Origin of the sequence: Amycolatopsis sp. cg13, from assembly GCF_041346965.1 — a bacterium.
GTDB lineage: Bacteria > Actinomycetota > Actinomycetes > Mycobacteriales > Pseudonocardiaceae > Amycolatopsis.
Map to the genome: position 1 here is coordinate 3334919 of NZ_CP166848.1, position 22599 is coordinate 3357517.

At 70.7% G+C, this 22599-nt stretch carries 20 protein-coding genes; 9 read left to right on the forward strand and 11 right to left on the reverse strand.

Annotated features, from left to right (window positions below; all coding sequences use genetic code 11):
- Nucleotides 1-44 precede the first annotated feature (44 nt).
- Both AB5I40_RS15070 and def read left to right on the forward strand, forming a co-directional pair.
- Nucleotides 45-4703, forward strand: coding sequence for an ATP-dependent helicase (locus AB5I40_RS15070; protein WP_370940524.1), 4659 nt, complete (start codon nucleotides 45-47; stop codon nucleotides 4701-4703).
- Between the two features lie 178 nt (nucleotides 4704-4881).
- Entirely contained in the window at nucleotides 4882-5382 is a 501-nt protein-coding gene (gene def, locus AB5I40_RS15075) for a peptide deformylase (RefSeq protein WP_370939116.1), read from the forward strand.
- Here def and AB5I40_RS15080 read toward each other — a convergent pair.
- Nucleotides 5315-6268 carry an N-acetyltransferase family protein gene (locus tag AB5I40_RS15080; protein ID WP_370939117.1) on the reverse strand — a complete coding sequence of 318 codons (954 nt, stop codon included), beginning with the start codon at nucleotides 6266-6268 and terminating at the stop codon, nucleotides 5315-5317. The two genes, def and AB5I40_RS15080, sit on opposite strands and share 68 nt — an antisense overlap.
- A gap of 771 nt (nucleotides 6269-7039) precedes the next feature.
- Here AB5I40_RS15080 and AB5I40_RS15085 point away from each other — a divergent pair.
- Nucleotides 7040-7303: a hypothetical protein gene (locus AB5I40_RS15085; protein ID WP_370939118.1), complete on the forward strand. Its 264-nt coding sequence runs from the start codon at nucleotides 7040-7042 to the stop codon at nucleotides 7301-7303.
- Between the two features lie 287 nt (nucleotides 7304-7590).
- Here AB5I40_RS15085 and AB5I40_RS15090 read toward each other — a convergent pair whose 3' ends face one another.
- The 3 genes from AB5I40_RS15090 to AB5I40_RS15100 all read right to left on the reverse strand — a co-directional run bounded on the left by AB5I40_RS15090 (nucleotide 7591) and on the right by AB5I40_RS15100 (nucleotide 9766).
- Nucleotides 7591-8292 (reverse strand): VOC family protein, encoded by a 702-nt coding sequence (locus AB5I40_RS15090; protein WP_370939119.1) that lies wholly within the window; start codon nucleotides 8290-8292, stop codon nucleotides 7591-7593.
- Between the two features lie 168 nt (nucleotides 8293-8460).
- Entirely contained in the window at nucleotides 8461-9225 is a 765-nt protein-coding gene (locus AB5I40_RS15095) for a maleylpyruvate isomerase family mycothiol-dependent enzyme (protein WP_370939120.1), read from the reverse strand.
- Complete coding sequence (locus AB5I40_RS15100; RefSeq protein WP_370939121.1) at nucleotides 9215-9766, reverse strand: SAV_6107 family HEPN domain-containing protein; 552 nt, start codon at nucleotides 9764-9766, stop codon at nucleotides 9215-9217. The genes AB5I40_RS15095 and AB5I40_RS15100 overlap by 11 nt, the downstream gene beginning before the upstream one ends.
- A gap of 1060 nt (nucleotides 9767-10826) precedes the next feature.
- Between AB5I40_RS15100 and AB5I40_RS15105 the strand changes: the two genes are divergently transcribed.
- Nucleotides 10827-11351: a YbaK/EbsC family protein gene (locus AB5I40_RS15105; RefSeq protein ID WP_370939122.1), complete on the forward strand. Its 525-nt coding sequence runs from the start codon at nucleotides 10827-10829 to the stop codon at nucleotides 11349-11351.
- A complete protein-coding gene (locus AB5I40_RS15110; protein WP_370939123.1) occupies nucleotides 11348-11923 on the forward strand; it encodes a GNAT family N-acetyltransferase in 576 nt (191 codons plus the stop codon). Before AB5I40_RS15105 ends, AB5I40_RS15110 begins: the two co-directional genes overlap by 4 nt.
- Before the next feature lie 86 nt (nucleotides 11924-12009).
- On the opposite strand, the gene AB5I40_RS15115 is transcribed toward AB5I40_RS15110, so the two are convergent.
- From AB5I40_RS15115 to AB5I40_RS15135, 5 genes are all read right to left on the reverse strand, one after another.
- On the reverse strand, nucleotides 12010-13005 hold the full coding sequence (locus AB5I40_RS15115; RefSeq protein ID WP_370939124.1) for a DUF3558 family protein: 996 nt from the start codon (nucleotides 13003-13005) through the stop codon (nucleotides 12010-12012).
- 75 nt (nucleotides 13006-13080) lie between these two features.
- Complete coding sequence (locus tag AB5I40_RS15120; RefSeq protein WP_370939126.1) at nucleotides 13081-13977, reverse strand: DMT family transporter; 897 nt, start codon at nucleotides 13975-13977, stop codon at nucleotides 13081-13083.
- A gap of 181 nt (nucleotides 13978-14158) precedes the next feature.
- Nucleotides 14159-14674: a GNAT family N-acetyltransferase gene (locus AB5I40_RS15125; RefSeq protein ID WP_370939127.1), complete on the reverse strand. Its 516-nt coding sequence runs from the start codon at nucleotides 14672-14674 to the stop codon at nucleotides 14159-14161.
- Between the two features lie 53 nt (nucleotides 14675-14727).
- Entirely contained in the window at nucleotides 14728-16407 is a 1680-nt protein-coding gene (locus AB5I40_RS15130; protein ID WP_370939128.1) for a DUF885 domain-containing protein, read from the reverse strand.
- A gap of 42 nt (nucleotides 16408-16449) precedes the next feature.
- A complete protein-coding gene (locus tag AB5I40_RS15135) occupies nucleotides 16450-17334 on the reverse strand; it encodes a methylenetetrahydrofolate reductase (RefSeq protein ID WP_370939129.1) in 885 nt (294 codons plus the stop codon).
- A gap of 104 nt (nucleotides 17335-17438) precedes the next feature.
- On the opposite strand from AB5I40_RS15135, the gene merB reads away from it, so the two are divergent.
- From merB to AB5I40_RS15155, 4 genes are all read left to right on the forward strand, one after another.
- Nucleotides 17439-18083, forward strand: coding sequence for an organomercurial lyase (gene merB / locus AB5I40_RS15140; protein WP_370939130.1), 645 nt, complete (start codon nucleotides 17439-17441; stop codon nucleotides 18081-18083).
- A 71-nt stretch (nucleotides 18084-18154) separates the two neighbouring features.
- A complete protein-coding gene (locus AB5I40_RS15145; RefSeq protein WP_370939131.1) occupies nucleotides 18155-19246 on the forward strand; it encodes a polyprenyl synthetase family protein in 1092 nt (363 codons plus the stop codon).
- The gene (gene crtI / locus AB5I40_RS15150; RefSeq protein ID WP_370939132.1) at nucleotides 19246-20721 is read left to right on the forward strand and encodes a phytoene desaturase family protein; all 1476 of its coding nucleotides are present in this window, start codon (nucleotides 19246-19248) and stop codon (nucleotides 20719-20721) included. The genes AB5I40_RS15145 and crtI overlap by 1 nt, the downstream gene beginning before the upstream one ends.
- On the forward strand, nucleotides 20718-21635 hold the full coding sequence (locus tag AB5I40_RS15155; RefSeq protein WP_370939133.1) for a phytoene/squalene synthase family protein: 918 nt from the start codon (nucleotides 20718-20720) through the stop codon (nucleotides 21633-21635). Before crtI ends, AB5I40_RS15155 begins: the two co-directional genes overlap by 4 nt.
- Here AB5I40_RS15155 and AB5I40_RS15160 read toward each other — a convergent pair.
- Both AB5I40_RS15160 and AB5I40_RS15165 read right to left on the reverse strand, forming a co-directional pair.
- The gene (locus AB5I40_RS15160; protein WP_370939134.1) at nucleotides 21616-22035 is read right to left on the reverse strand and encodes a pyridoxamine 5'-phosphate oxidase family protein; all 420 of its coding nucleotides are present in this window, start codon (nucleotides 22033-22035) and stop codon (nucleotides 21616-21618) included. The two genes, AB5I40_RS15155 and AB5I40_RS15160, sit on opposite strands and share 20 nt — an antisense overlap.
- A 5-nt stretch (nucleotides 22036-22040) precedes the next feature.
- Nucleotides 22041-22589: a CGNR zinc finger domain-containing protein gene (locus tag AB5I40_RS15165; protein ID WP_370939135.1), complete on the reverse strand. Its 549-nt coding sequence runs from the start codon at nucleotides 22587-22589 to the stop codon at nucleotides 22041-22043.
- Between the last annotated feature and the right edge of the window lie 10 nt (nucleotides 22590-22599).

The following is a 22599-nucleotide window of genomic DNA, read 5'->3' on the forward strand; positions in this document are numbered from 1 at the left end:
CCGCACTGCCCGGGCCCCGGAAATTGTCGGTGGCGCCGCGCATGATGGATCCCGTGGCAAACGACGTCCTCGACCTCTTCTCCCCGGCGACCAGCACCTGGTTCGCCGGAGCCTTCGCCGCCCCGACGGCAGCGCAGGAAGGGGCCTGGCGGGCCGCACACGCCGGGCAGCACGCCCTGGTCGTGGCGCCCACCGGGTCCGGCAAGACGCTGTCCGCGTTCCTGTGGGCACTGGACCGGCTGGCGGCGGAACCTCCGCCGGCGAATCCGCGCGAGCGGTGCCGGATCCTCTATGTCTCGCCGTTGAAAGCGCTGGCGGTCGACGTGCAGCGCAACCTGCGCGCGCCGCTGGCCGGCATCTCGCAGGCCGCGCACCGGCTCGGCCTGCCCGCGCCGGAGATCGAGGTCGGCATGCGCACCGGCGACACCACGGCGGCGGAGCGCCGGTCGTTCGGGAAGACCCCGCCGGACGTGCTGGTCACCACGCCGGAGTCGCTGTTTCTCATCCTCACGTCCTCGGCGCGGGAGTCGCTGAAGGGCGTCGAGACGGTGATCGTCGACGAGGTGCACGCCGTCGCGGGCGGCAAACGCGGCGCGCACCTGGCGTTGTCGCTGGAACGGCTCGACGCGCTGCTGCCCAAGCCAGCCCAGCGCATCGGGCTGTCGGCAACCGTGCGCCCGGTCGACGAGGTGAGCGCGTTCCTCGCCGGCGGCCGCCCGGTCACGGTCGTGCAGCCGAAGCTCGCGAAGACGATCCAGGTGCGGGTAGAGGTGCCGGTCGAGGACATGGCGAACCTCGACGGCCCGGCCCCGTCGCCGATGGAGCGGCTCGACGACCTCACGTCGCTGTCGCAGTTGCCGTCGGAGGGCGGGATCGGCACCCAGGAAGAGGTGGCCGGCGCGGCGGTGAAGCGGCCGTCGATCTGGCCCGCGGTCGAGGAGCGGGTGCTGGAGCTGATCCGCGCGCACCGCTCCACCATTGTGTTCGGCAACTCGCGGCGGCTCACCGAACGGCTCACCGCGCGGCTCAACGAACTCGCGTCCGAGCAGACCGGTCTGTCTCAGAGCGACGCGTTCCCGGCGGAGGCGGTCGGGCAGTCCGGGGTCACGTCGGGTGCGGAGCCGGTCATCGCGCGGGCACACCACGGGTCGATGTCCCGCGAGCAGCGCACCCATGTCGAAGAGGAACTGAAGTCCGGGCGGCTGCCGTGCGTCGTGGCCACGTCGTCGCTCGAACTCGGCATCGACATGGGCGCGGTGGATCTGGTCGTGCAGATCGAGGCTCCGCCCACCGTGGCGTCCGGGCTGCAGCGCGTCGGCCGTGCCGGGCACCAGGTCGGAGCGGTGTCGTCCGGCGTGATGTTCCCGAAGTTCCGCGGCGACCTGGTGTCGTGCGCGGTGGTCGCGGAACGGATGGCGACCGGGGCGATCGAGGCGGTGCGGTACCCGCGCAACCCGCTCGACGTGCTGGCTCAGCACGTCGTGGCGATGGTGGCGCTCGAACCGTGGACGGTGCCGGAGCTGGCGGCGCTCGTCCGGCGGGCGGCGCCGTTCAGCTCGCTGCCGGACGACGCGCTGCACGCGGTGCTCGACATGCTCGCCGGCCGCTACCCGAGCGAGGAGTTCGGCGAGCTGCGGGCACGGATCACGTGGGACCGGGTCGGCGGCGAACTGCGCGGACGGCCGGGTTCGCAGCGGCTGGCCGTCACGTCCGGCGGCACGATCCCCGATCGCGGGCTGTTCACCGTGATGACGCCGGGCGACGAAGGCAAACCCGGCTCGCGCGTGGGCGAGTTCGACGAGGAGATGGTGTACGAATCGCGGGTCGGCGACACGATTCTGCTCGGCACCTCGTCGTGGCGGATCACTGACATCACCCATGACCGGGTGATCGTCGTGCCCGCCCCGGGCCAGCCCGCCCGGATGCCGTTCTGGAAGGGCGACGCCGCCGGACGGCCGCTGGAACTGGGGCGGGCGCTCGGCGCGTTCGTCCGCGAACTGTCCACTTCGGACACTCCGGCGGCGAGGGACCGGGCCGCCGCGGCCGGTCTCGACCAGCGCGCCTGCGACAACCTGCTGGCGTATCTGGAAGAACAGAAGTCGGCGACCCGGCACGTGCCCAATGACCGGGTCATCCTGCTCGAACGCTACCGCGACGAGCTGGGCGACTGGCGGATCGTGCTGCACTCGCCGTTCGGCGCGCAGGTCAACGCTCCGTGGGCGCTCGCGATCGCCGCCCGGCTGCGGGAAAACCGCGGCGTCGACGCCCAGGTGGCGCACTCCGACGACGGCATCGTGCTGCGGCTGCCCGACGCGCTCGACGCCGACGGCGGCGAAGTCACCATCGGCGCCGACGACGTCCTGCTGGACCCGGAGGAGGTCGAGCAGCTGATCGTGGCGGAGGTCGGCGGTTCGGCGGTCTTCGCGGCGCGGTTCCGGGAGTGTGCGGCACGCTCGCTGCTTCTGCCGCGGCGTGATCCGCGGCGGCGTACTCCGTTGTGGCAGCAACGGCAACGGGCGTCGCAGCTGTTGTCGGTGGCGGCGAAGTACGAGCGGTTCCCGGTGGTGCTGGAGGCCATGCGTGAGGTCCTGCAGGACGTCTACGACGTCGGCGGACTGCGGGAGCTGATGTCGGACGTCCGGGCGCGCAAGGTGCGGCTGGTCGAGGTGGAGACGCCGGCCGCGTCGCCGTTCGCGCGGAGTCTGTTGTTCGGTTACGTCGGGATGTTCCTGTACGAGACAGACGCCCCGCTGGCCGAACGGCGGGCCGCGGCGCTGTCGCTGGATTCCGCGCTGCTGGCTGAATTGCTGGGCACGGAAGCGATTCGCGAGCTGCTCGACCCCGAGGCCGTGGCCGAGGTCGAACGGTCGTTGCAGCGGCTCGATCCAGACCGGCACGCAAGGTCGGCAGAGGACGCGGCGGACTTGTTGCGGTTTCTCGGCGATCTGTCCATCCCGGAAGCCGCAGAGCGCGGGATCCAGCCGGAATGGCTGGCAGAACTCGCCTCGGCCCGGCGTGCGATCCAGGTGCGCATCGGCGGCGAAGAGCGGTATCTGGCCATCGAGGACGCCGGGCGGGTGCGAGACGCGCTGGGCGTCGCGCTTCCGGTCGGCGTGCCCGAGGCGTTCACCGAGCCGGTGGCGGATCCGGTGGGCGATCTGCTCGGCCGCTACGCGCGGACTCACGGTCCGTTCTCCGCGACAGCGGCGGCGGATCGGTTCGGGTTAGGAACAGCCGTTGTCACCGGAGTGCTCGACCGGCTCACCGGTGAAGGCAGGCTGGTCCGCGGCGAGCTGAGTCCGGTCGGCCATCCGGAAACCCATGGCGTGGGCGTCGAATACTGCGACGCGGCCGTGCTGCGGCGGTTGCGGCGCGCGTCGCTCGCCCGACTGCGGGCAGAGGTCGAGCCCGTGGAACCGGCGGCGCTGGGCCGGTTCTTGCCCGCGTGGCACGGAATCGGCGCGCGGCTGCGGTCCGCGCCGACGGCCGACGACGTGCTGTCGGTGGTCGAACAGCTCGCCGGTGCGCCCTTGCCGGCGAGCGCGGTGGAGTCGCTGATCCTGCCCAGCCGGTTGCCGGGCTACTCCCCCGCGCTGCTCGACGAACTCACCACCGCGGGCGAGGTCACCTGGGCGGGCTGCGGCGCCCTCTCCGGCGGAGACGGCTGGCTGGCGCTGGCACCGTCCGACGTCGCGGATCTGCTGCTGCCCGAGGTCGAGGAGAATCCGCCGACCAGCCCGCTGCACGAAGCGATCGTGACGGCGCTGGAAGGCGGAGCTCTGTTCTTCCGGCAGCTTGTCGACCGGGTCACGCCGGGCCTGGAGCAACCGCCGGACGACGGCGCCGTGGTATCCGCGTTGTGGGATCTGGTGTGGGCCGGGCTGGTCACCGGCGACACACTCGCGCCGCTACGTGCGCAGGTCGCAGGCCATGGCGCACACAAGCCGCGGCGGCAAGCACCACGCGGCCGATATGCCCGCATGCGCGCTGGGCGTCCGGCGATGCCCTCACGCACCGGACCGCCAACCGCAGCCGGCCGATGGGCACTGACCCCACCTCGGGAAACCGAGCCGACTCGGCGTGCGCATGCCCGCACCGAGGCGTTTCTGGAACGGCACGGCGTCCTCACCCGGGGTGCGCTCGACACCGAACGGGTCACCGGCGGTTTTTCCGGGATCTACAAGGTGTTGCGCGGCATGGAGGACACCGGGCAGGTCATTCGCGGCTACGTCGTCGAAGGTCTCGGCGCCGCGCAGTTCGCTGCGAAGGGCGCAGTCGACCGGCTGCGCGCCCTCTCCAGCACCGCGCCCGCAACTGCGAGCCGCAACGACAGCGCTCGTGCCGTAGTTCTCGCCGCCGCGGACCCAGCACAGCCGTACGGCGCGGCGCTGTCCTGGCCTGCCGCGACTGGCGACACGAAACACCGGCCAGCGCGCAAAGCCGGAGCGCTCGCGGTGCTGGTCGACGGGATCCCGGCCCTGTACGTCGAACGCGGCGGCCGCTCGTTGCTGAGCTTCACCGAGGAACGCGGTTCGCTGCAAGCCGCCGCGGCCGCCTTGTCGACCGCGGTCCGGGAGGGCTGGCTGGGTCAGCTGGCCGTCCAGCGCGCGGACGGAGAGCACGCGCTGACCTCGGAGCTGGCCGAGATCCTGCAGGAAGCCGGCTTCCGCGCGACGCCGAAGGGACTCCGTTTGAGAGCTTGACACTGCCTGGGTTATTGCTCGGCTAAGCCACGAACGCGAGCGCGTCCGGCTCACGGTTCCGCCGACCGGTCGGCTCCGGCGCGCGGCAAGCGGGCGTGGTCGGCGGACCCGCGTCGGGGAAGCAGGTGGCGTCACTAGACTTCTCGTGGCCCCTCGGTGGACAAAAGGACGTTCGATCATGGCGATGCGCGAGTTGCGCTATTTCGGTGACCCGGTGCTCAAGTCCGTGTGCGACCCGGTGACCACGTTCGACAGCAAGATCGAGGCGCTGGTGAAGGACCTCCTCGACAGCGTGCAGCCGGAGGGCCGGGCCGGGCTCGCGGCGCCGCAGATCGGGGTCGGGCTGCGGGTGTTCAGCTACGACGTCGGCGGGCTGACCGGGTACGTCATCAACCCGGAGATCGCCCACCTCTCCGAGGAGACGCACGAAATCGGCGAGGGCTGCCTGTCCGTGCCGGAACTGTGGTTCCCGACAGTCCGCGCGAAGCACGCCGTCGTGCGCGGCGTCGACCTGCGCAACGAGCCGATCGAGGTCGAGGGCGTCGACGTGCTGGCTCAGTGCCTCCAGCACGAAACCGACCACCTCGACGGAAAGCTCTACCTCGACCGGCTCACTCCCGAGCGGAAGAAGCAGGCGCTGCGCGAGGCGCGGGGCAAAGACTGGTTCTGGAACCGCTGACCGTCTGCGGCGTCCCGGGCGTCTGGGGCGTCCGGGCTGCGAAAAGCCGGAGCACCGTGCCGTCGTCCGGACTGGTCTCGACGTGCAGCCCGGCGCGCGCAGCAGTCCGGGCCATGGCGTCATTGCTCGGAAGACGGACCGCGGTCAGTTCCGTAATCCCGTCCGCTGCGGCGAGGACGACCAGCCGAGCAAGCAACGCCGTGCCGATTCCCTGTCGCTGCCAAGCATCCTCGACGAGCAGCGATACCTCAGCCGTGCCGTCACGCTGAGAGATCAACTGCCCGAACCCGATCACGTCCCGGCCGCACACCGCGAGCAAACTCGTTCCGCGCGGTGGCATGAGCAAGCGGTGCAGCCATTTGCGGGGAACCGTGCGCAGCCCAGTGTGGTAGCGGTTGAACAACGTCTTCGCCGAACAACGAAGATGCACCGCGCCGATCGCGTCGATGTCGCGCGGAGTACCAATCCGCAGAACCACCGCGGCACCGTCCGGACGGTCGAGCACCACCGGCCCAGCCAGATTCTGCTCCGCCGCGGCGAGTAGTTCCAGGAAAGCCGCAGCCTGAGCGAGTTCTGATTCAGCGAACGCCACCCACCGCCGCCGCGCGACGAATGCTGTCCCGTCGCTGAAGGGAAAGACCGCCCGGTGCCCGCCCTCCGTACGTCCCGGGTTGGCCTCGCTCGCCGGAACGAGCGTGACGAGGTCGGCGGCTAGGACCGACCGCAGCATCGGAGCACGACACCCGGGATCAGCGATCGCCCGCCGTGCGGCGCTGAGAGCAGTCGCGGTCGAGTCGCGAAGTCCGCCAGCACTGGTTTCGACAACCGAATCCCGCGCGACGGCACGGGCGGATGCTGCCGGGGCGCGCAGCTCCTGATTCCCCATGCGCGGCTCCCCTGTGGCCTCGCCGCGCTCGGCGACCGGCCGGTCGTCCACGCCCGACGCGACGGAGCGCGCAGTCGAGTCGCGAAGGCCGCCAACGCTGGTTTCGGCAACCGCCTCCCGCGCTACGCCGCGGACGAGTGCTGTCGGGGCTCGCGACTCCTCGGCCCCGATGCACAATTCCTCCGCGACGGGGAATGCAGTTGCCGCACGGCGTTCCGCAGGACCGGCTCCAGCCGCGTCCTGAGGCGCAGCGAATCCATCCCCCGCTGACGCAGGCGATTCCCGGATTGTGGCATCGCCATAGGTTTTCCTCAGCGCGAGGGGTTGAGTTGTGGAAGGAGCAGAGGGGTTCCGGGCGGTGCCGGAGGCAGCCTCTCGATCAGCAGTGGGAGCATTTGCTTCAGAACCAAGCAATTCTCGGACGACGGAGTCAGCGGGCGGCTTCTCCGCAACGGGGAGCGGATTTGCCGCAGAGCGTTCGCTGACATCGGTTTCAGAGCCGGTCGTCTGGCCGGCCGCTGACGCCGCATCGCGTTCGCACGCAGGAACGTCAGCGCGCATCTCCCTGTCGGCGAGGAACGCAGTCAAATCCCGAACGCCGTGTGCTCCCGCATCTAGCCCAGAGTCGGTCGCCTGGCCGGCCGCCGACGAAGCATCGCATTCGCACGCAGCAACGTCAGCGCGCATCTCCCCGTCGGCGAGAGACGCAGTTGCATCGGGGACACCGCGCTTCCCGGCATCGGGCCCAGCGGCTGTCGTCCGGTCAGCGGCTTGCGTGTCCGTGATCGGGGTGAGGAGTTCCCGGTCGGCGGCCTCTGCGATGGAATCCTCGGCGGCAGGCGCGGCGGCTGGAGAGCGGAGTTCGGGGATGGTGGTTTCGGTCATCCCCAGGCAATCGCCGCCTTCGTCGCGGAGGGCGTCTATCAGGAGGTGTTGCGGCAGGCCGGTTGCGGGGCGCAGCACGAACTCGTCCAGGACGCCGCCGGGTACCGGGTGTCTGGTGAGGCCGATGATGCGGCATTCGAGGTCGGCTAGTCGGATGGCGAAGCGGGCCAGCGTTCCGGGGTGGTCGTCGGAGCGCACGCGTACTCGCCAGGCTCGGGCCGGGGGGAGGTTTTCTTTGGCATGGCTCGAGTTGGGCTCGGGGCGAGAGCGGTGTGCTGGCTCGTCGGCAACGGCGTTCGTGAGGAGGCTGCGGGGCGTCGAAGGCATGTCCATGGGACTTACCGTTCCTGACGCACGTAACCGTCGGCGTCCTGTGGTGTTTCGGGTTTGTCAGAGAGCGGCCGGGAATGCGTGATCTGTGAGAAACGTGTCGCGGGTCAGTGTGGGGTGAGCAGGCGGAATTCGTTGTCTTCCGGGTCTGCGAAGTCGGTCTGGCCGAGCAGGTGGGCACCGGCGGCTTGGAGACGGCGGGTTTCGGCGGCGTGGTCGTCGTGGCGGGCCGGGGCTAGTTCCAGGTGGAGGCGGTTTCGGTCGTGCTTTGGGGTTTTCGCGCGGAGGAATTCGAGGGTGGGGCCGCGGCCGGTGGGGTTGCGGAGGGTGGTGATCGAGGGCTCGTCGGCGGTGATCGGCCAGGCTGTGAGCGGGGACCAGAAGCGGGCTAGGCGTGCGGGGTCCGCCGCGTCCACGACGATCGCTGCCAGGGCACCGGAATTGGCGTATTTCTGGCGGGGTTCCAGGACGCAGAACTCGTTGTCTTCGGGGTCTGCCAGGACGATCCACGGGACGTCGCGCTGACCGATGTCGATCGGGCGTGCGCCTAGGGAAACGGCTCGGGCGACGGTTTCGCGCTGATTCTCAGCAGAGGTGCTGGAGAGGTCTAGGTGCAGCCGGTTTTTGGTGGTCTTCGGGCGGGACGACCGGGTGAAGACCAGGTTGAGGTCGCAGCCGTCGTTCGCTGCGGGCTGGACCTCGTCGGGGGATTCCGCCGTGGTGTGCCAGGCGAGGAGGTCGGACCAGAACCGGGCCAGGCGGGCTGGTTGTTCGGCGGCGATGGCCAGGTGGACCAGACGGGGTGCCATCTTGCCACGGTAACGGGGAGGACCGACAAAAACGGCGGATCGTGCGCCGGCGAGACCGGGTGAAAGAACTGTGCCGGCAAGCGCGGGGGTATCGCGCTTGCCGGCACAGCTGGATCGCCAGGCGGCCTTAAGAAACCGGGAAGCTTCCCCACTTTCGGTTCTAGGCGGTCACCTGGTGGCCAGTCGCAGCAGGGCCCAGGTTTGGGCGGACAGCTCGTGGTCGCCGTCGGTGTGGACCATGGTCACCGGGACTCTTCCCCAGAGCCAGAGGTACACGTTCTCGGGCGAGCCGGTGACTATCGCGTCCGCGGCGTCGGCTTCCCTGGGAGAGCAGCGCCAGGCTTCTGTTTCGCCGGGGCCCGCTCTCGCGATCCAGCTGTGGCCTCCGGTGTGGAAACCCACTGTGCCGTTTCGGGTTCCCGAGATGCCCATGGTGGTGAGCTTGTGTCCGAAGTAGAGGGTGAGGGCCTCGTCGACGCCGTCGGCGGCCAAGTCGTCCGGGACTGTCGAGTCTCCGGTGCCGGCCGCGTTTTCGGCGTCCACTCGGTGCACGAGGGTTTCGTGGAGCATGCGACGGCGCCAGAAACCGTGGGTCGGGTCGGCGGACCACCAGGTGGCGGCTCGGGAGGCCGGGTCGTGGTCGGCCAGTTCTATCTCGAGTTCGGTGCGGGCGGCGGAGTAGAAGTCGACGACCGGCTGGCCGGGCAGGGGCTCGCGCCACAGCTCGGGGCGGCGGCCTTCGCGGATCCAGCCGAGCACCTGCCAGTACACGGCGCCGACGTGCTTGAGCAGCTCGTTCAACGTCCAGCCCGGGGCGGTGGGCACCGGCGAATCGGGCGACGCCGAGTGCGCCACCTCCCCCAGCAGCTGCGCCTCCGCGGAGAACGCCTCGAGCAACCGGCCGTGGTCGACCGTGCCGAGTTCACGCGACATGAGCTTCCCCGGACATCGGCAGGCCGTGCACGACCCGGCGGACCAATTCGAGGAACTGGGCGGTCGCCTGCAGGAGGCCCGCGGCCAGTTCGGCGGTGACGCGACCGGTGATGCCCGCTTCCGCGGCGGCCCGGGTTTCGGAATGGTCGGCGAAGAAGGCCGACCATTCGCGCAGTTCGGGAGCGACGGCGTCGAGCAGCACCCAGCCGCTCGCGGGACGGCCCCGGCCACGGCGCGGACGGCCCCGGACGGCGAGCACCGCACCCGCGCCGCGCAGGGCGGCGAGGTAGGCACCGATGAAGCGTTCGGCTGGGTCGTGTTCGTTTTCCGCGTTGTCGAGGCCGCGATTGGCCTGGGCGAGGAGGGTGACCGCCTCGGGTGCGACCGGCGGGCGCAGGGACAGCGGGAGTTGGGGCTGGCCCGGAGCGCCGGAGCGGTGAGCGGCCGATTCGGCGGAGGGCCGGACGGCGGCTCGGCTGCGGTGGACTACCTGCCTCGGGGGCGGAGAACTGGGCAGGGCGGGTTCAGGGACGTGGTGCACGGTTGGCCTGGAGGTTGGAGCGCCCGCTGGGGTGCGCTCAGGTTGGGGAGCGGGGTTGGCCGCTGGGGCTGACGGTGCGGCGGAGCGGTTCTCCGACGGCCTCGAGACCGGGGAACCTGCTGCGGCGCGCTCCGGTTGGAGAGCGGGATTGGCCGCCGCGGTGGAGATGCTCTCCGACGACCGCGAGACCAGGGAACCCGCCGCAGCGCGCTCAGACCGGGCAGCAGGATCGGCCACAGTGACAGACGGTTCAGCGGAGCGATTCTCCGACGACCGCGAGACCAGGGAACCCGCCGGAGCGCGCCCAGGCTGGGTAGTGGGAAGGGCCGCCGCGGCAGAGATGCTCTCCGACGGCTTGGAGGTCGGAGAAACTGCGGGAAGGAGCTCGGGCTGATACAGGAGACCGACAGCTACAGCAGGCAGTGCAGTAGAACGGTTCTCCGCCCGCTTGGATGCGGGGGAACTCGCCGGGGTGCGCTCAGGCTGAAGAGCGGGATTGGCCGCTGCGGCGGATGGCGTGGTGGAGATGTCCTCCGACACGAAGGGCAGCACAGGGTCAGTCGCCGGAGCAGCACGCCGAGCAGAGCCAGCCGCCGAAGCCGACGCTGACGCCAACGACGGAGCCGAAGCAGACGCAGTGCCAGAAGCCGCCGGTTGAGCAGCACTGTCCGAGGGAACGACCGCAGAAGCGGCCGCGGCGGAAGCAGCCGAGGCAGAACCACCCTCGGCACTCTCCGAAGCGCTCCCCGGCTGCACAGCCGCGCCGAACGTCAGCTGTTCGCCAACCGCGCCAGGTCGGTCTGGGGTGCCCTCCAAGGCACGGTCCGCGGGGGACACGACCGAGACGGACATGGCGACCCTCCTCCTGCTCGGGTGGGCCCGGCCGGGGGCCCGAGGTGCTTCCCCCACCCCGGGACCGGCCGGTGCGCTCCCACCGGATATCGAACGTCTGTTCGATCTGTTTCCAGAGTAGCCGCGCCGGCCACTCCGCTCAACCCCGCCGGTGGAATCGGGGCACGTGGTGCGGGACACGGCCGCACCGGCGTGGTCTCATAACGGAGTGAGCACCCACGACCATCCCGCTGTCGCCAAGGTCACCGCCGCGCTGGGCGAGGCCGGGCAGCACGCCGCCGCTGACGGAGTGCGGGTGCTGCCCGCCGAGGTGCGCACTGCCGCGCAGGCCGCGGAGGCGCTCGGCGTGCCGGTGGGCGCTATCGCCAACAGTCTGGTTTTCCGGGCCCGCACGAGCGACGGGGCCGAGGTCGCGTTGCTTGCCCTTACCTCGGGGGCGCATCGGGCGAAGGAGTCCCGGCTGGCGGAACTCGCGGGAGTCGCGGAGGTCGGCAAGGCGGACGCGGCGTTCGTCCGGGAGCACACGGGACAGCCGATCGGGGGCGTCGCTCCGGTCGGGCATCCGGAGCGGCTCGTGACGCTCGTGGACACGACGTTGCGCGACTATCCCGAGGTGTGGGCTGCGGCTGGGCATCCGAAATCGGTCTTCCCGACCACCTTCGACGCACTCGTCACGCTCACCGGGGGCACCCCGGGCGAGCTGGCGGGCGAAGGGGAGGATGGTCGACTGTGACCGCCATGTCCTCCTCCGGGTGCTCCCGGTACGTGCAGCTCTCCGCCGACGAGTTCCGCTCCCGGCTGCCGGAAGCGCTGGCGATCTACGTGAACGCGATGCGCTACCCCGAGGGCACGGCCGAGCAGCGCGCGCCGATGTGGCTCACCCACGCGCTGCGCGAGGGCTGGCGCTGCATGGCCGCCCTCGACGACAACGGCGTGCTGCTCGGAGTCGCGTACGGGTACAAGGGCCGAGCCGGGCAGTGGTGGCACGAGCAGGTCCGGCACGGCCTCACCCGCCGCGCGGGTACGGAGGAAGCCGAGCGCTGGCTGACGGACTACTTCGAGCTCACCGAGATCCACGTGCGCCCGGAGAACCAGGGCAAGCAGATCGGCGAGGACCTGCTGCGCCGGCTGCTCGACGGCGTCCCCAGCGCGAACGTCCTGCTCTCCACGCCGGAGGGCACGAGCCGGGCCTGGAAGCTGTACCGGCGCATGGGGTTCGTCGACGTTCTGCGCGACTACCAGTTCACCGGCGATCCGCGGCCGTTCGCGATTCTCGGGCGGTCGCTGCCGCTCGAAGAGGCGTAGGACGCCGCACGCCCGGTGCCGGACTGGGCGTGCGGCGCGCTCAGCTACCGCAAGAAACGGCCCCCAGAGGCCGTGCGCGCCAGCGATCAGGCGTGACCGAGCGACGGTGCCACCGTCTTGGCCACGGCGACCGCCTTCGTGCAGGCGGTGGCGGTGTCGAGGCCGCTTTCGGGCTCGCCGCTGAACTGCACGGAGACGATCTCGCCGTACCCGTGCGCCTCGTCTTCCTTCGGAGTTTCGACCTTGCGCCAGGTCGCGTCGCAGCTGACCACGCTGCTGTCCGCGTCCTTCTTCTGGATGGCCGTGACGCCATTGCCGAGGTCGGCGGGCTGGCCGTCTCCGGCGTCGGCGGGCAGCCCCTGGTGCAGGTGCACCGACACCTGCGGGTAGTGGGTGCCGTCGCCGGACCAGAAGTCGCATTCGTGCAGGCTCTTGGGCTCCACGAAAGACTTCTGTCCCAGCGCGGTCTCCACGGCCTGCTTTCCCGCCACCGCGCACGGATCGGTCGTCAGCACGGAGCCGGGCACCTGCTTGTACTGCGGCGGGGAGTTGTGCAGGGCCTGCACCACCTTGGTCAGCGCCGCGCGGCCGGGCGCGCAGGCGTCGCCGGCGGACTTGGTCTGGAAGGTGATCCCCAGCGACTGTTCGAACGACGTCACGACGGAGACCCAGCACGACCCTGGCTTGTCGCCGTCGACGACCAGCGGAAGGCCTTCGAGCTTCTCGACCGGGTCCTTCGACATGATCAGCTGGTCGCCGACGCGCAGCACCAATTCGACGGTCTTGCCGCCGGAGTCCTTGACGTCGACACGGCACTCGCCCCATTCGGATGAGGAAATGCTCGACTGATCCGGGGCGCCGACTCCGCCGAGGGTCTTGCTGTCCAGCAGCGCGCACGGATCCACGGTGCGCAGGGCCGCCGCCTGCACGGCGGGGTCGGTGATCGGGGGCTTCGCTTCGGAGGTGGGAGAACCCGCGGCGGCGGTGCCCGCGGTCGAGCCGCCGCAGCCCGCGAGGGCGGCGAGCAGCGCCACCCCCGCGACCAGCGCCGATGCCCGGAATATTCGATTTTCGGTGATCATGCGCGGTACCGTAGCCGAGTTCGTCACCCGTTCGTGGCGAAATCTCCAAGAATGCGGACAGTCCGTGAATGATGCTCACCGGGGTTCGGGCCGCCAATAGCCGACCGCGAGCGCCGCGACGAGCAGCACCGCGCCGCCCCACGCGAACGCGCTCAGCCGTTCGTGCAGGAAAACCACCGAAAGCACGGACGCGGTAAGCGGTTCCAGCAACGCGGACAGCGCGCCCAGCACCGGGTGGGCGCCGCCGAGGCCGCGGAAGTAGGCGGCATACGCGACGGCTGTCGGGACCACCCCGAAGTACACGGCCAGCAGCAGCACGTCGGCGCTGGCGGGCAGGCCCATGCCGAGCCACAGCGCGGCGGGCGTCAGCAGCAAACCGCCGGTCAGGCAGCCGAATGCCGTGGTAGCCAACGGATCGAGGCCGTCGACGGGCTTCGCCGTGACGAGCGTGAGCACGGCGAACCCGGTCGCCGCGAGCAGCGCGAAGCCGAGGCCTCCGGCCAGCCGGGCAGGTGACGTCGCGGTTTCCGGCGACCAGCGCAGCAGCACCAGCCCCGCGACGGCGCCGCCGACGGACACAAGCGTCCACAGTTGAGGCGCGCGACGCCGCCGCACCGCGGAAAACACCGTGAGGACAACGGGTGCGGCACCGATCGTGGTCATTGTCGCCGTGCTGACTGAGCTAAGCGCGACGGCGGCGAAGTAGCTGGCTTGGAAGAGGGCGAAGAGCGCGCCGATGAGAAGGAGACGGCGCCAGTTTTGCTTGGCGGGGAGGCGAAGTCCGCCGGTGAGGGCGACGTAGACCGCGCTCGCGGCACCGCCGATGAGCAGGCGATAGGTGGCGACTGCCAGCGGGTGCAGGCCGGCTTGCTGGGCGAGCAGCGAGCCGGACAGGCCGCCGGTTCCCCAGAGCACACCGGCTACGACGAGGGCGGCCGACGAACGGGCGCGCGAAGGTACGAGGACAGACATTGGGAAGTGGGCTCCTGCGTCGAAGGAATCGGAAATCGACGACGCGGGGCAGCGTGCATGGGCCGGTTCAGGACGTCATCCGGTGGCCGCGGGCCCGGTTTCGGGCGCACGCGGCGAAAACTGCCCCGCTCAGGAGACTGGTGGTGGGATGACGACGAGGAGCCACTGCACGGACGGGAGCTTAACCAGCGGCCGAGGAGACGATCAACGGGTTTGTGGCCCAGCGGATTTCGCCGTCCTGCCACTGGTCGGTAGCGGTGAGCCCGATCGCGGCGGCGACGGCGGCGGAGGCCCGGTTTTCCGGGTGGATGTGGGCGATGATCTCGTCCACCGGCTGCTGGACCAGCCAGCCGACCAGCGCTCGCGCGGCTTCGGTGGCGATGCCCCGGCCCTGCCACGGAGTTCCCACCACCCAGGCGATTTCGGCGACAGCACCGCTGACCGTCGCTTGGACAGTGCCCACGAGGCCGGAATCGCGAAGCTGGATCACCCAGTTCAGCCAGCACACCGCCGGATCGGGCGAGCCCGCGGTCATCCGCCGGTAGCGCGAGCGGAGAGCTGCCAAGGAGTCCGGAGCGCCGCCGATGTAGGTGTGCAGGGTCAGGTCGGACAACACCGACGCCATCTCCTCGGCATGCGAGACGGACAGCGGCAGCAGGTCCAACCGGGTGGTTTCGATGAGCTGAGCGGTAAACATAGGCAACGAGACTCCCGGGCCAGCAGAAGAAACACTGGCCCGGGAAAGCAGTCTCAGTCCAGCTGCGCCAGCTGCTCGCGCAGCGTGTCCAGTCCCATGCCGCCCATCTGCAGGGCCTTGGTGTGGAACTGCTTGATGTCGAACGCCGAACCCTGCCGCGCGCGGGCCTCGTCGCGGGCGGCGAGCCACAGGCGTTCGCCGAGCTTGTACGAGGGGGCCTGGCCGGGCCAGCCGAGGTAGCGGTCGATCTCGTCGCGGATGTGCGCCTGGTCGGTGATCGTGCGGGTCAGCATGAACTCCAGGCCGAGGTCCGGCGTCCAGCGCGAACCCTCGTGGAATCCGGTGCCCGCCGGGATTTCCAGCTCCAGGTGCATGCCGAGGTCGACCACGACGCGGGCGGCGCGGAACAGCTGCTCGGACAGCATGCCGAGCAGGTTGCCGTCGTCCGAGAGGTAACCGAGCTCCTCCATGAGGCGTTCCGCGTACAGCGCCCAGCCTTCGCCGTGCGCCGAGATGAACGTCATGAGCCGCTGGTACTTCGTGAGCGTCTCGGCCTGGTTGACCGCGGTCGCGATCTGCAGGTGGTGGCCCGGGACGCCCTCGTGGTAGACCGTCGAAACCTCGCGCCACGTCGTGAATTCGTTGCGGTCCGCGGGAAGCGACCACCACATCCGGCCGGGACGGCTGAAGTCCTCGCTCGGCCCGGTGTAGTACGCGCCGACGCCGCCGCCGGGCGGGGCGATCTTGCATTCCAGCGCCATCAGCCGGTCCGGGATGTCGAAGTGCTTGCCGCGCAACGACTTCAGCGCGTCGTCGGACAGCTGCTGCATCCACGCTTCGAACTGCGGGCGGCCCTGCACGCGGTAGCGCGGGTCGGCGTCGAGCACCGCGGCGGCCTCGGCGGGCGTCGAGCCGGGCTTGATGCGGTTCGCGACCGCGCGCATTTCCGTTTCCAGCCGCGAGAATTCGTGCCAGCCCCACTCGTAGGCCTCGCGCAGGTCCAGCTCCGCGCCGATGAAGTAGCGCGACCACAGCCGGTAGGTGTCCTCGCCGACGGCGTCCTTGACCGGGGCTTTCGGGGCGAGTTCGGCGCGCAGGAATCCGGCGAACTCCGCGAACGCCTCGTCCGCGGCCCGCGCGCCCGCGGCCAGGTCGGACTTCAGCGAATCGACCCCCGCGTCGGCGACCATGCTGGCGAAGAACCCGGGGCCGTCCTTGAGCCCGGCCCACGTGTCGCACTGCTCGGCGACCTTCGAGACCTGCCGCAGCGCCGAAACCCGTCCCTTGTCGGCCGAGGCCAGCAGCGACGCGCGAAGCCCGGCCAGCGCCTCAGGCACCTTCGGCAACCGGGCCGCGACGTTCGCCCAGTCGTCTGCCGTGTCGGTCGGCATCAGGTCGAAAACCATCCGCAGGCTCTGCACCGGGCTTTCGATCACGTTGAGCGAAGCGGCGTCGAGACCCGCGTCGTGGATCTCCAGCTCGAGGCCGATCCGCTCGCTGAACACGGCCTTCGCGACCCGCTCCCCCGCGTCCGCCGGTTCCGCGGCGGTCACCGCGGCCAGCGCGCGCCGCGCCAGCTCCGCGCGGGCGTCGTGGCCGGCGGGCGAATAGTCGGTCAGCTGGTCGTCGTAGCCCGCGACGCCGAGCATGGTGGCCGCGACCGGGTCCACGGCCACGTAATCGTCGACGTACCGGTCGCAGATCTCCGGAACGCTCTGTTCGGTGGAAGCCATGTCCGGCACGCTACCGGCCGGAGGCACCCCGAGCCCACGGAGTTACGCGCGGGCGGGCACCAGTCCGAGCCGGGTCACCACCTCGCGCGTCGCCTTCGATCGGTTGAAGGTGTAGAAGTGCAGGTCGGGCACGCCTTCGGCGATCAGTTTCTCGCACAGTTCGGTGACCCAGTCAATGCCTGCGGCGCGGAACGCCTTGGGGTCCTCGGAGAACGGTTCGAGCCGGTCGAGCAGACGCTGCGACGCCGGAGCCCCGGAGAGCTTGATCGTGGTGTGCAACGTGCGCAGGGTGGTCAGCGGCATGATGCCGGGCAGCACGAGCGCGTCGCAGCCCGCGGCGGCGACCCGGTCGCGCAGCCGCAGGAAGTCCTCTGCCTCGAAAAACAGCTGCGCGATCGCGAAATCGGCTCCCGCGCGGAACTTGCGGACCAGGTGCTTCGTGTCCGATTCCAGGTCCGCCGAGCGCGGGTGGCCGTACGGGAACGCCGAGACGCCGACGCAGAAGTCGCCGAGCGAGCGGACCAGCTCGACCAGTTCCTCGGCGTAGGTGAGGCCTTCGGGGTGCGGCACCCAGTCGCCGTAGACGTCGCCGGGCGGGTCGCCGCGCAGGGCAAGGATGTTGCGCACGCCGACCGCCGCGTACCAGCCGATCACGTTCCGCAGTTCGGACACCGAATGGTCGACCGCCGTCAGGTGCGCCATCGGGCAGAGCGTGGTTTCGGTGGCGACGCGGGCGATGCTGCGGATGGTGCCGTCGCGGCTCGAACCGCCCGCGCCGTAGGTGATCGACATGTACGCCGGGTCCAGCGGTTCCAGCTCGCGGATGGCCTTCCACAGGACGGCCTCGTCGGCCTCGTCGCGGGGCGGGAAGAACTCGACGGAGAACGCGGGCCCGTCCCCCCGCAGCCTTTCGATCACCGACGTCATGGAGTGAAATGGTAGTGGCTCGGCTCGAGCCCCGGCAGAGCTGACGGGTGGGCTTGGCCACCCCCGCGTACCGTCAGGGGCGAACCCTCCGGGGAGGCGAGCCCATGAGCAGTGAAGACGATCTGGCCTGGGACGAAGACGTGCGCGTGGCCGTCTACCGCGCGTTCGCCTCGCGCGGCCGCCCGCCGACGGCGCCCGAACTGGCCGACGCCGCGCACGGATCGCTCGCGGTGGCGAAACAGGCGCTGCACCGGATGGCCGACCCGAGATGGCTGTGGCTCGACGAATGCGAGCACGTGGCGCTGGCCGCGCCGTTCGCGGCGGTCCCGCTCGGGTTCGCGGTGATGGGCGAGCACACCATGTGGTGGGGCGGCTGCGCGTGGGATTCGTTCGCGATCCCGCACCTCGTCTCCGGCGAGCCCGAAGTGCTGGTGGCGACGCGCTGTCCCGGCTGCGGCGAGCCGTCCGCGCTGGTCGTGCGGCGGGACCGGCCGCCTGCGGGCGCGCAGGTCGCGTACTTCCCGGCCTCGCCCGACCAGCTCGCGGGCGACCGGGGCAAGCAGCGGCTGTACTGCGCCGAGTCCTGTGTGGACAGTCCGGGCGAGGTGCTCGGGCTCGACGCGCTGTGGCATCTCGCGAAGGACTGGTACGCGGGCTGCCTGGAACCCGGCTGGCGGCCGCGCGGACCCGCCGAGGCGGCGGAGTACTTCGCGGCGAGCAGGCGTCCTGACGCGTTCCGGAGCGGCTGAGCGCGTCTGGTGCGCCACATCCGGGGGCGCCCGGCGTGACCCCGGCCGCCCTCGTCCCGGAGGATGAAGGCATGGACGCGCCCGGATTCGACGCCGATCTCCCCGTGCACGTGGAGCGTGCGCTGGCCGATTTCCTCGGCCGGGCGGGGACCGAGATCCTGCGCACCGAGCCGAGCGTCGCGGCCGGGATCGAGGCGCTGTCCGGTTTCGTGCTGGGCGGTGGCAAGCGGATCCGCCCGACCTTCGCCTGGTGGGGCTGGCGCGGCGCGGGCGGCGCGGCCTCCGGTCCGCTCGCCGAGGGCGCGCTGCAGGCGGTCGCGAGCCTGGAGCTGATCCAGGCGTGCGCGCTGATCCACGACGACCTCATCGACTCCTCCGACTCGCGCCGCGGCAGGCCGACCGTGCACGTGGCCGCCGAGAAGCTGCACGCCGACCGCGGCTGGCTCGGTTCGCCGTCGGTGTTCGGGCTGGCCAGCGCGGTGCTGGTGGGCGACCTGGCGCTGGCCTGGGCCGACGACATGTTCGCCGAGGCCCCGCTGCCCGCGGCCACGATCGCGGCGGCCCGCCCGGCTTGGCGCGCGATGCGTACGGAAGTCCTCGCCGGGCAGTACCTCGACGTCCGTACGCAGGCAGTGGGCGACGCTTCGCCCGAGGCCGCGCTGCGGATCGACCGGCTCAAGACCGCCGCGTACACCGTCCAGCGGCCGCTGCACCTCGGCGCCTCGCTCGCTGGGGCGGACGAGCGGCTGATCGCCACGCTGCTGGAGTTCGGCGGCGACGTCGGCGTGGCGTTCCAGCTGCGCGACGACCTGCTCGGCGTGTTCGGCGACCCGTCGGTGACCGGGAAGCCCGCCGGCGACGACCTGCGCGAGGGCAAGCGCACCCTGCTCGTGGCGCTGGGCCTGCAGCTGGCCGAGGAGAAGGGCGACCACGCCGCAGCCAAGGTGATCGCCGACGCGATCGGGGCCGCCGACCTGACCAACGGCACCGTGGACCAGGTGCGGGAGGCGCTGACCTCGGTCGGCGCGGTCGCCGCGGTGGAGCGCCAGATCGACGAGCTGACCGCCTCCGCGAACGCCGCGCTGGAGCGCGCGCACCTGGCCGAGCCCGCCCCGTCGGCGCTCGCCGGACTGATCCGGCTGGCTACCCAGCGGAACTTCTGATGCGCACCGTGAACGGGCACGCCGACCACGTGGTGGTCGTCGGCGCGGGGCTGGCCGGGCTGTCGGCGACGCTGCACCTGCTCGGCGCGGGACGGCGGGTGACGCTGCTGGAACAGCAGAAGATGCCCGGCGGACGGGCCGGGCAGCAAGACTTCGGCGCGAACGCGGTCGACACCGGAGCCAGCGTGCTGACCATGCCGGAACTGGTGGACGAAGCGCTGCACGCGGTCGGCGAATCGCTGGCCGGCACGGTGCCCCTGACCAGGCTCGATCCGGCGTACCGGGCGCGTTTCGCCGACGGCAGCACGCTCGCCGTGCACACCGACGGCGACGCGATGGAAGCCGAGATCCGGTCGTTCGCCGGGCCGGCCGAGGCGGATGGTTACCGGCGGCTGCGACGGTGGCTCACCGACCTGTACGCGGCGCAGAAGGACCACTTCATCGGCGCGAACTTCGATTCGCCGCTGGATCTGGTCCGGCCGGAACTCGTGAAGCTCGCCGCGCTGGGCGGCTTCGGCCGGTTAGGGCCGCGCGTCGCCAGCTTCTTGCGCGACGAGCGCGTACGGCGGCTCTTCTCGTTTCAGGCGCTGTACGCGGGTCTCGACCCGACGCGTGCGCTCGGCGCGTACGGCGTCATCGCGTACATGGACACTGTCGGCGGCGTCTACTACCCGAGCGGTGGCATGGGCGCGATCGCCCGCGCGATGTCCGACGCTGCGGCGCGCGCCGGGGCCGAACTGCGGTTCGGTACGGAAGCCGCGTGGCTTGAACGGGTGTCGTCGCGCGTACGCGCTGTACGCACGCGTTCGGGCGAGCGTATTGAGTGTGACGCCGTGGTGCTCGCGACAGAGCTTTCGGCGGCGTACCGGCTGATTGGCGCGCGGCCGCGACGCGTGCTGCCGTTGAAGTACTCGCCGTCGGCTTTCGTGCTGCACGGGCACGCGGACCGTTCGTGGCCGGAATTGGATCACCACACGATCTTCTTCGGTCAAGCGTGGGAACGGACCTTCGCCGAGATCGTCCGCGAGGGCAAGCTGATGAGCGATCCGTCGCTGCTGGTCACGCGCCCGACCGCGACCGAGCCGTCGCTCGCTGGCGACGGCGGCGAGATCGTCTCTGTGCTCGCGCCGGCCCCGAACCTGAACACCGGCCCGATCGACTGGGCGCGCGTCGGCCCGGCTTATCGCGAAGAACTGGTGCGTACGCTGGAATCGCGCGGGCTCACCGGGTTCCGCGAAGAGTACTTTGTGGACGAACAGCTGACTCCGGCCGACTGGGCGGCGCGCGGATTGGCCGCCGGGACACCGTTCTCGCTCGCGCACACTTTCCCGCAGACTGGCCCGTTCCGGCCCGCGAACCTGGTGCGCGCGGCGGAAAACGTGGTGCTCGCCGGATGCGGGACGACGCCCGGCGTCGGCATCCCGCCGGTGCTGATCTCCGGACGGCTCGCCGCGGAACGGATCACCGGCCGGTGAGCGAACTCGACGCGGCCGGCATCGTCGAACCCGCGCTGCGTGCAGCTTATACGGAATGCCGGCGGATCAACGCCCATCACGGCCGCACGTTTTTCCTTGCTACGCGGCTGCTTCCGGCGCGGGCTCGGCCGGCCGCGCACGCGCTGTACGGCTTCGCGCGGATGGCCGACGAACTGGTCGACAACCCCGAGCCCGGCACCGATCCGGCGGTCGCGCTGGACAAGCTGACCGGGCTTGTCGACGAGGTTTACGACGGTCGGGTGCCGGTTGATCCGGTGCTGGCCGCGCTCGCGGATACGGTGTCTCGCTACGACATCCGGCGTGATTTGGTGGATGCGTTCCTGCATTCCATGCGGATGGATTTGACGGTTTCCGAGTACGCGACTTACGCCGATCTCGGCGAGTACATCTACGGTTCGGCTTGTGTGATCGGGCTGCAGATGTTGCCGGTGTTCGGGACTGTCGTGCCGCTGGCGGAGGCTTCGCCCAGTGCGGCGGCGTTGGGGGAAGCGTTTCAGCTGACGAATTTCCTGCGCGATGTCGGCGAGGATCTCGATCGTGGGCGGTTGTACCTGCCTACGGAGGAGTTGGCGGCGTTCGGGGTGGACCGGACGGTGTTGCTGGACGCGCGGCGGAGCGGCCGGGCGGATCCTCGGGTGCGGGCGGCGCTTGCGGTGGCGGTGTCGCGGACACGGGCGGTGTATCGGCGGGCTGAGGCGGGGATTCCGTTGCTGCGGCCGGAATCTCGGCCTTGTGTGCGGACGGCGGTCACGTTGTACGAAGGTATTTTGGACGAGATCGAGGCGATGGACTACGCCGTGCTGAACCGACGCGCGGTCGTCGGCAAGGGACGGCGGCTGGCGGTCGCGTTGCCAGCCTTGGTGCGGCGGGCGGTTACTTCCAGGTCTCGATAACGCGGGCCGGTTCGGCGCTGGCGTCGTAGGAGCGCAGCCAATCCGGGGTCAGCCGGATGAGGGCGAAATCCTCGGCTAGGGCGCGGGAGCCCGGGAACTGCTCCAGATAGATCTCGCCAGCGTCTCGGCGGGCCGCACCGGATTCGATGACTACTGGGCCTTCCGCCTGGATCGAAAGGGTCCCGGTGCAGCCGATTACCGCGGCGGCGCGTGGGTTGGCGCGGAGGTTGGCGACCTTGCGCGCGGTGAGGTGGGCGTTGAACAACAACGACCCGTCCGAGGTAATGGCGAAGCTGACCAGCGCTGCTTCGGGGTGACCGTTCGCGGCAGTGGTGGCGACGACGCCCAGCGGGTTGGCGCGGACGAAGCTGGTGAACGCCGCCAGGGTCAGAGTCTCCATGACGGTCAGGTTAGCCGGGCGCGGTGGGCGGCGACGCGTTCCCTTGTGGCGCAACGCGAAGAGCAGTACCGGCGCGGGCTTCCTCCCCCTAGGTGCGCGAAGGGTTTACCGCACGACGGCGACGCGCACAGGCCGCCGGGGACATCCTGGCGGTCGGCCAGCAGGGTGGCCAGGGCCAGCGCGGAGGACGTGATCAGCCAGGCTCCCCACGGGCCGTCGTCGGACGAGTCGACGTGCAGGTGCCAGCCGAAGTCGGCGTCGTGTGCGGTCAGGCGCGGGGGCCCGGCGTGAGCGACGAACAGGGCGTTCAGCACCTCGGCGGCCGAAGCGGCGTCGGGGGCGGCGAAGACTTCCCGCAGAGAGAGCGCGGCGGCACGCAACTCGGCAACCTCGCGGGCGGAAAGCTGGAGTTGCGGTTCGCCGTGCTCGACCAGCACTGCGGCTACCGAATCCGGCGAAGGATCCGCCGTCAGCAGCACGTCGAGCAGCGCTACGGCACGGCGGACCGCGTCCCGGGCGGAGCGGCCCGCGAAATCCGGCTGCGTTCCAGGCATGAGCCACTGT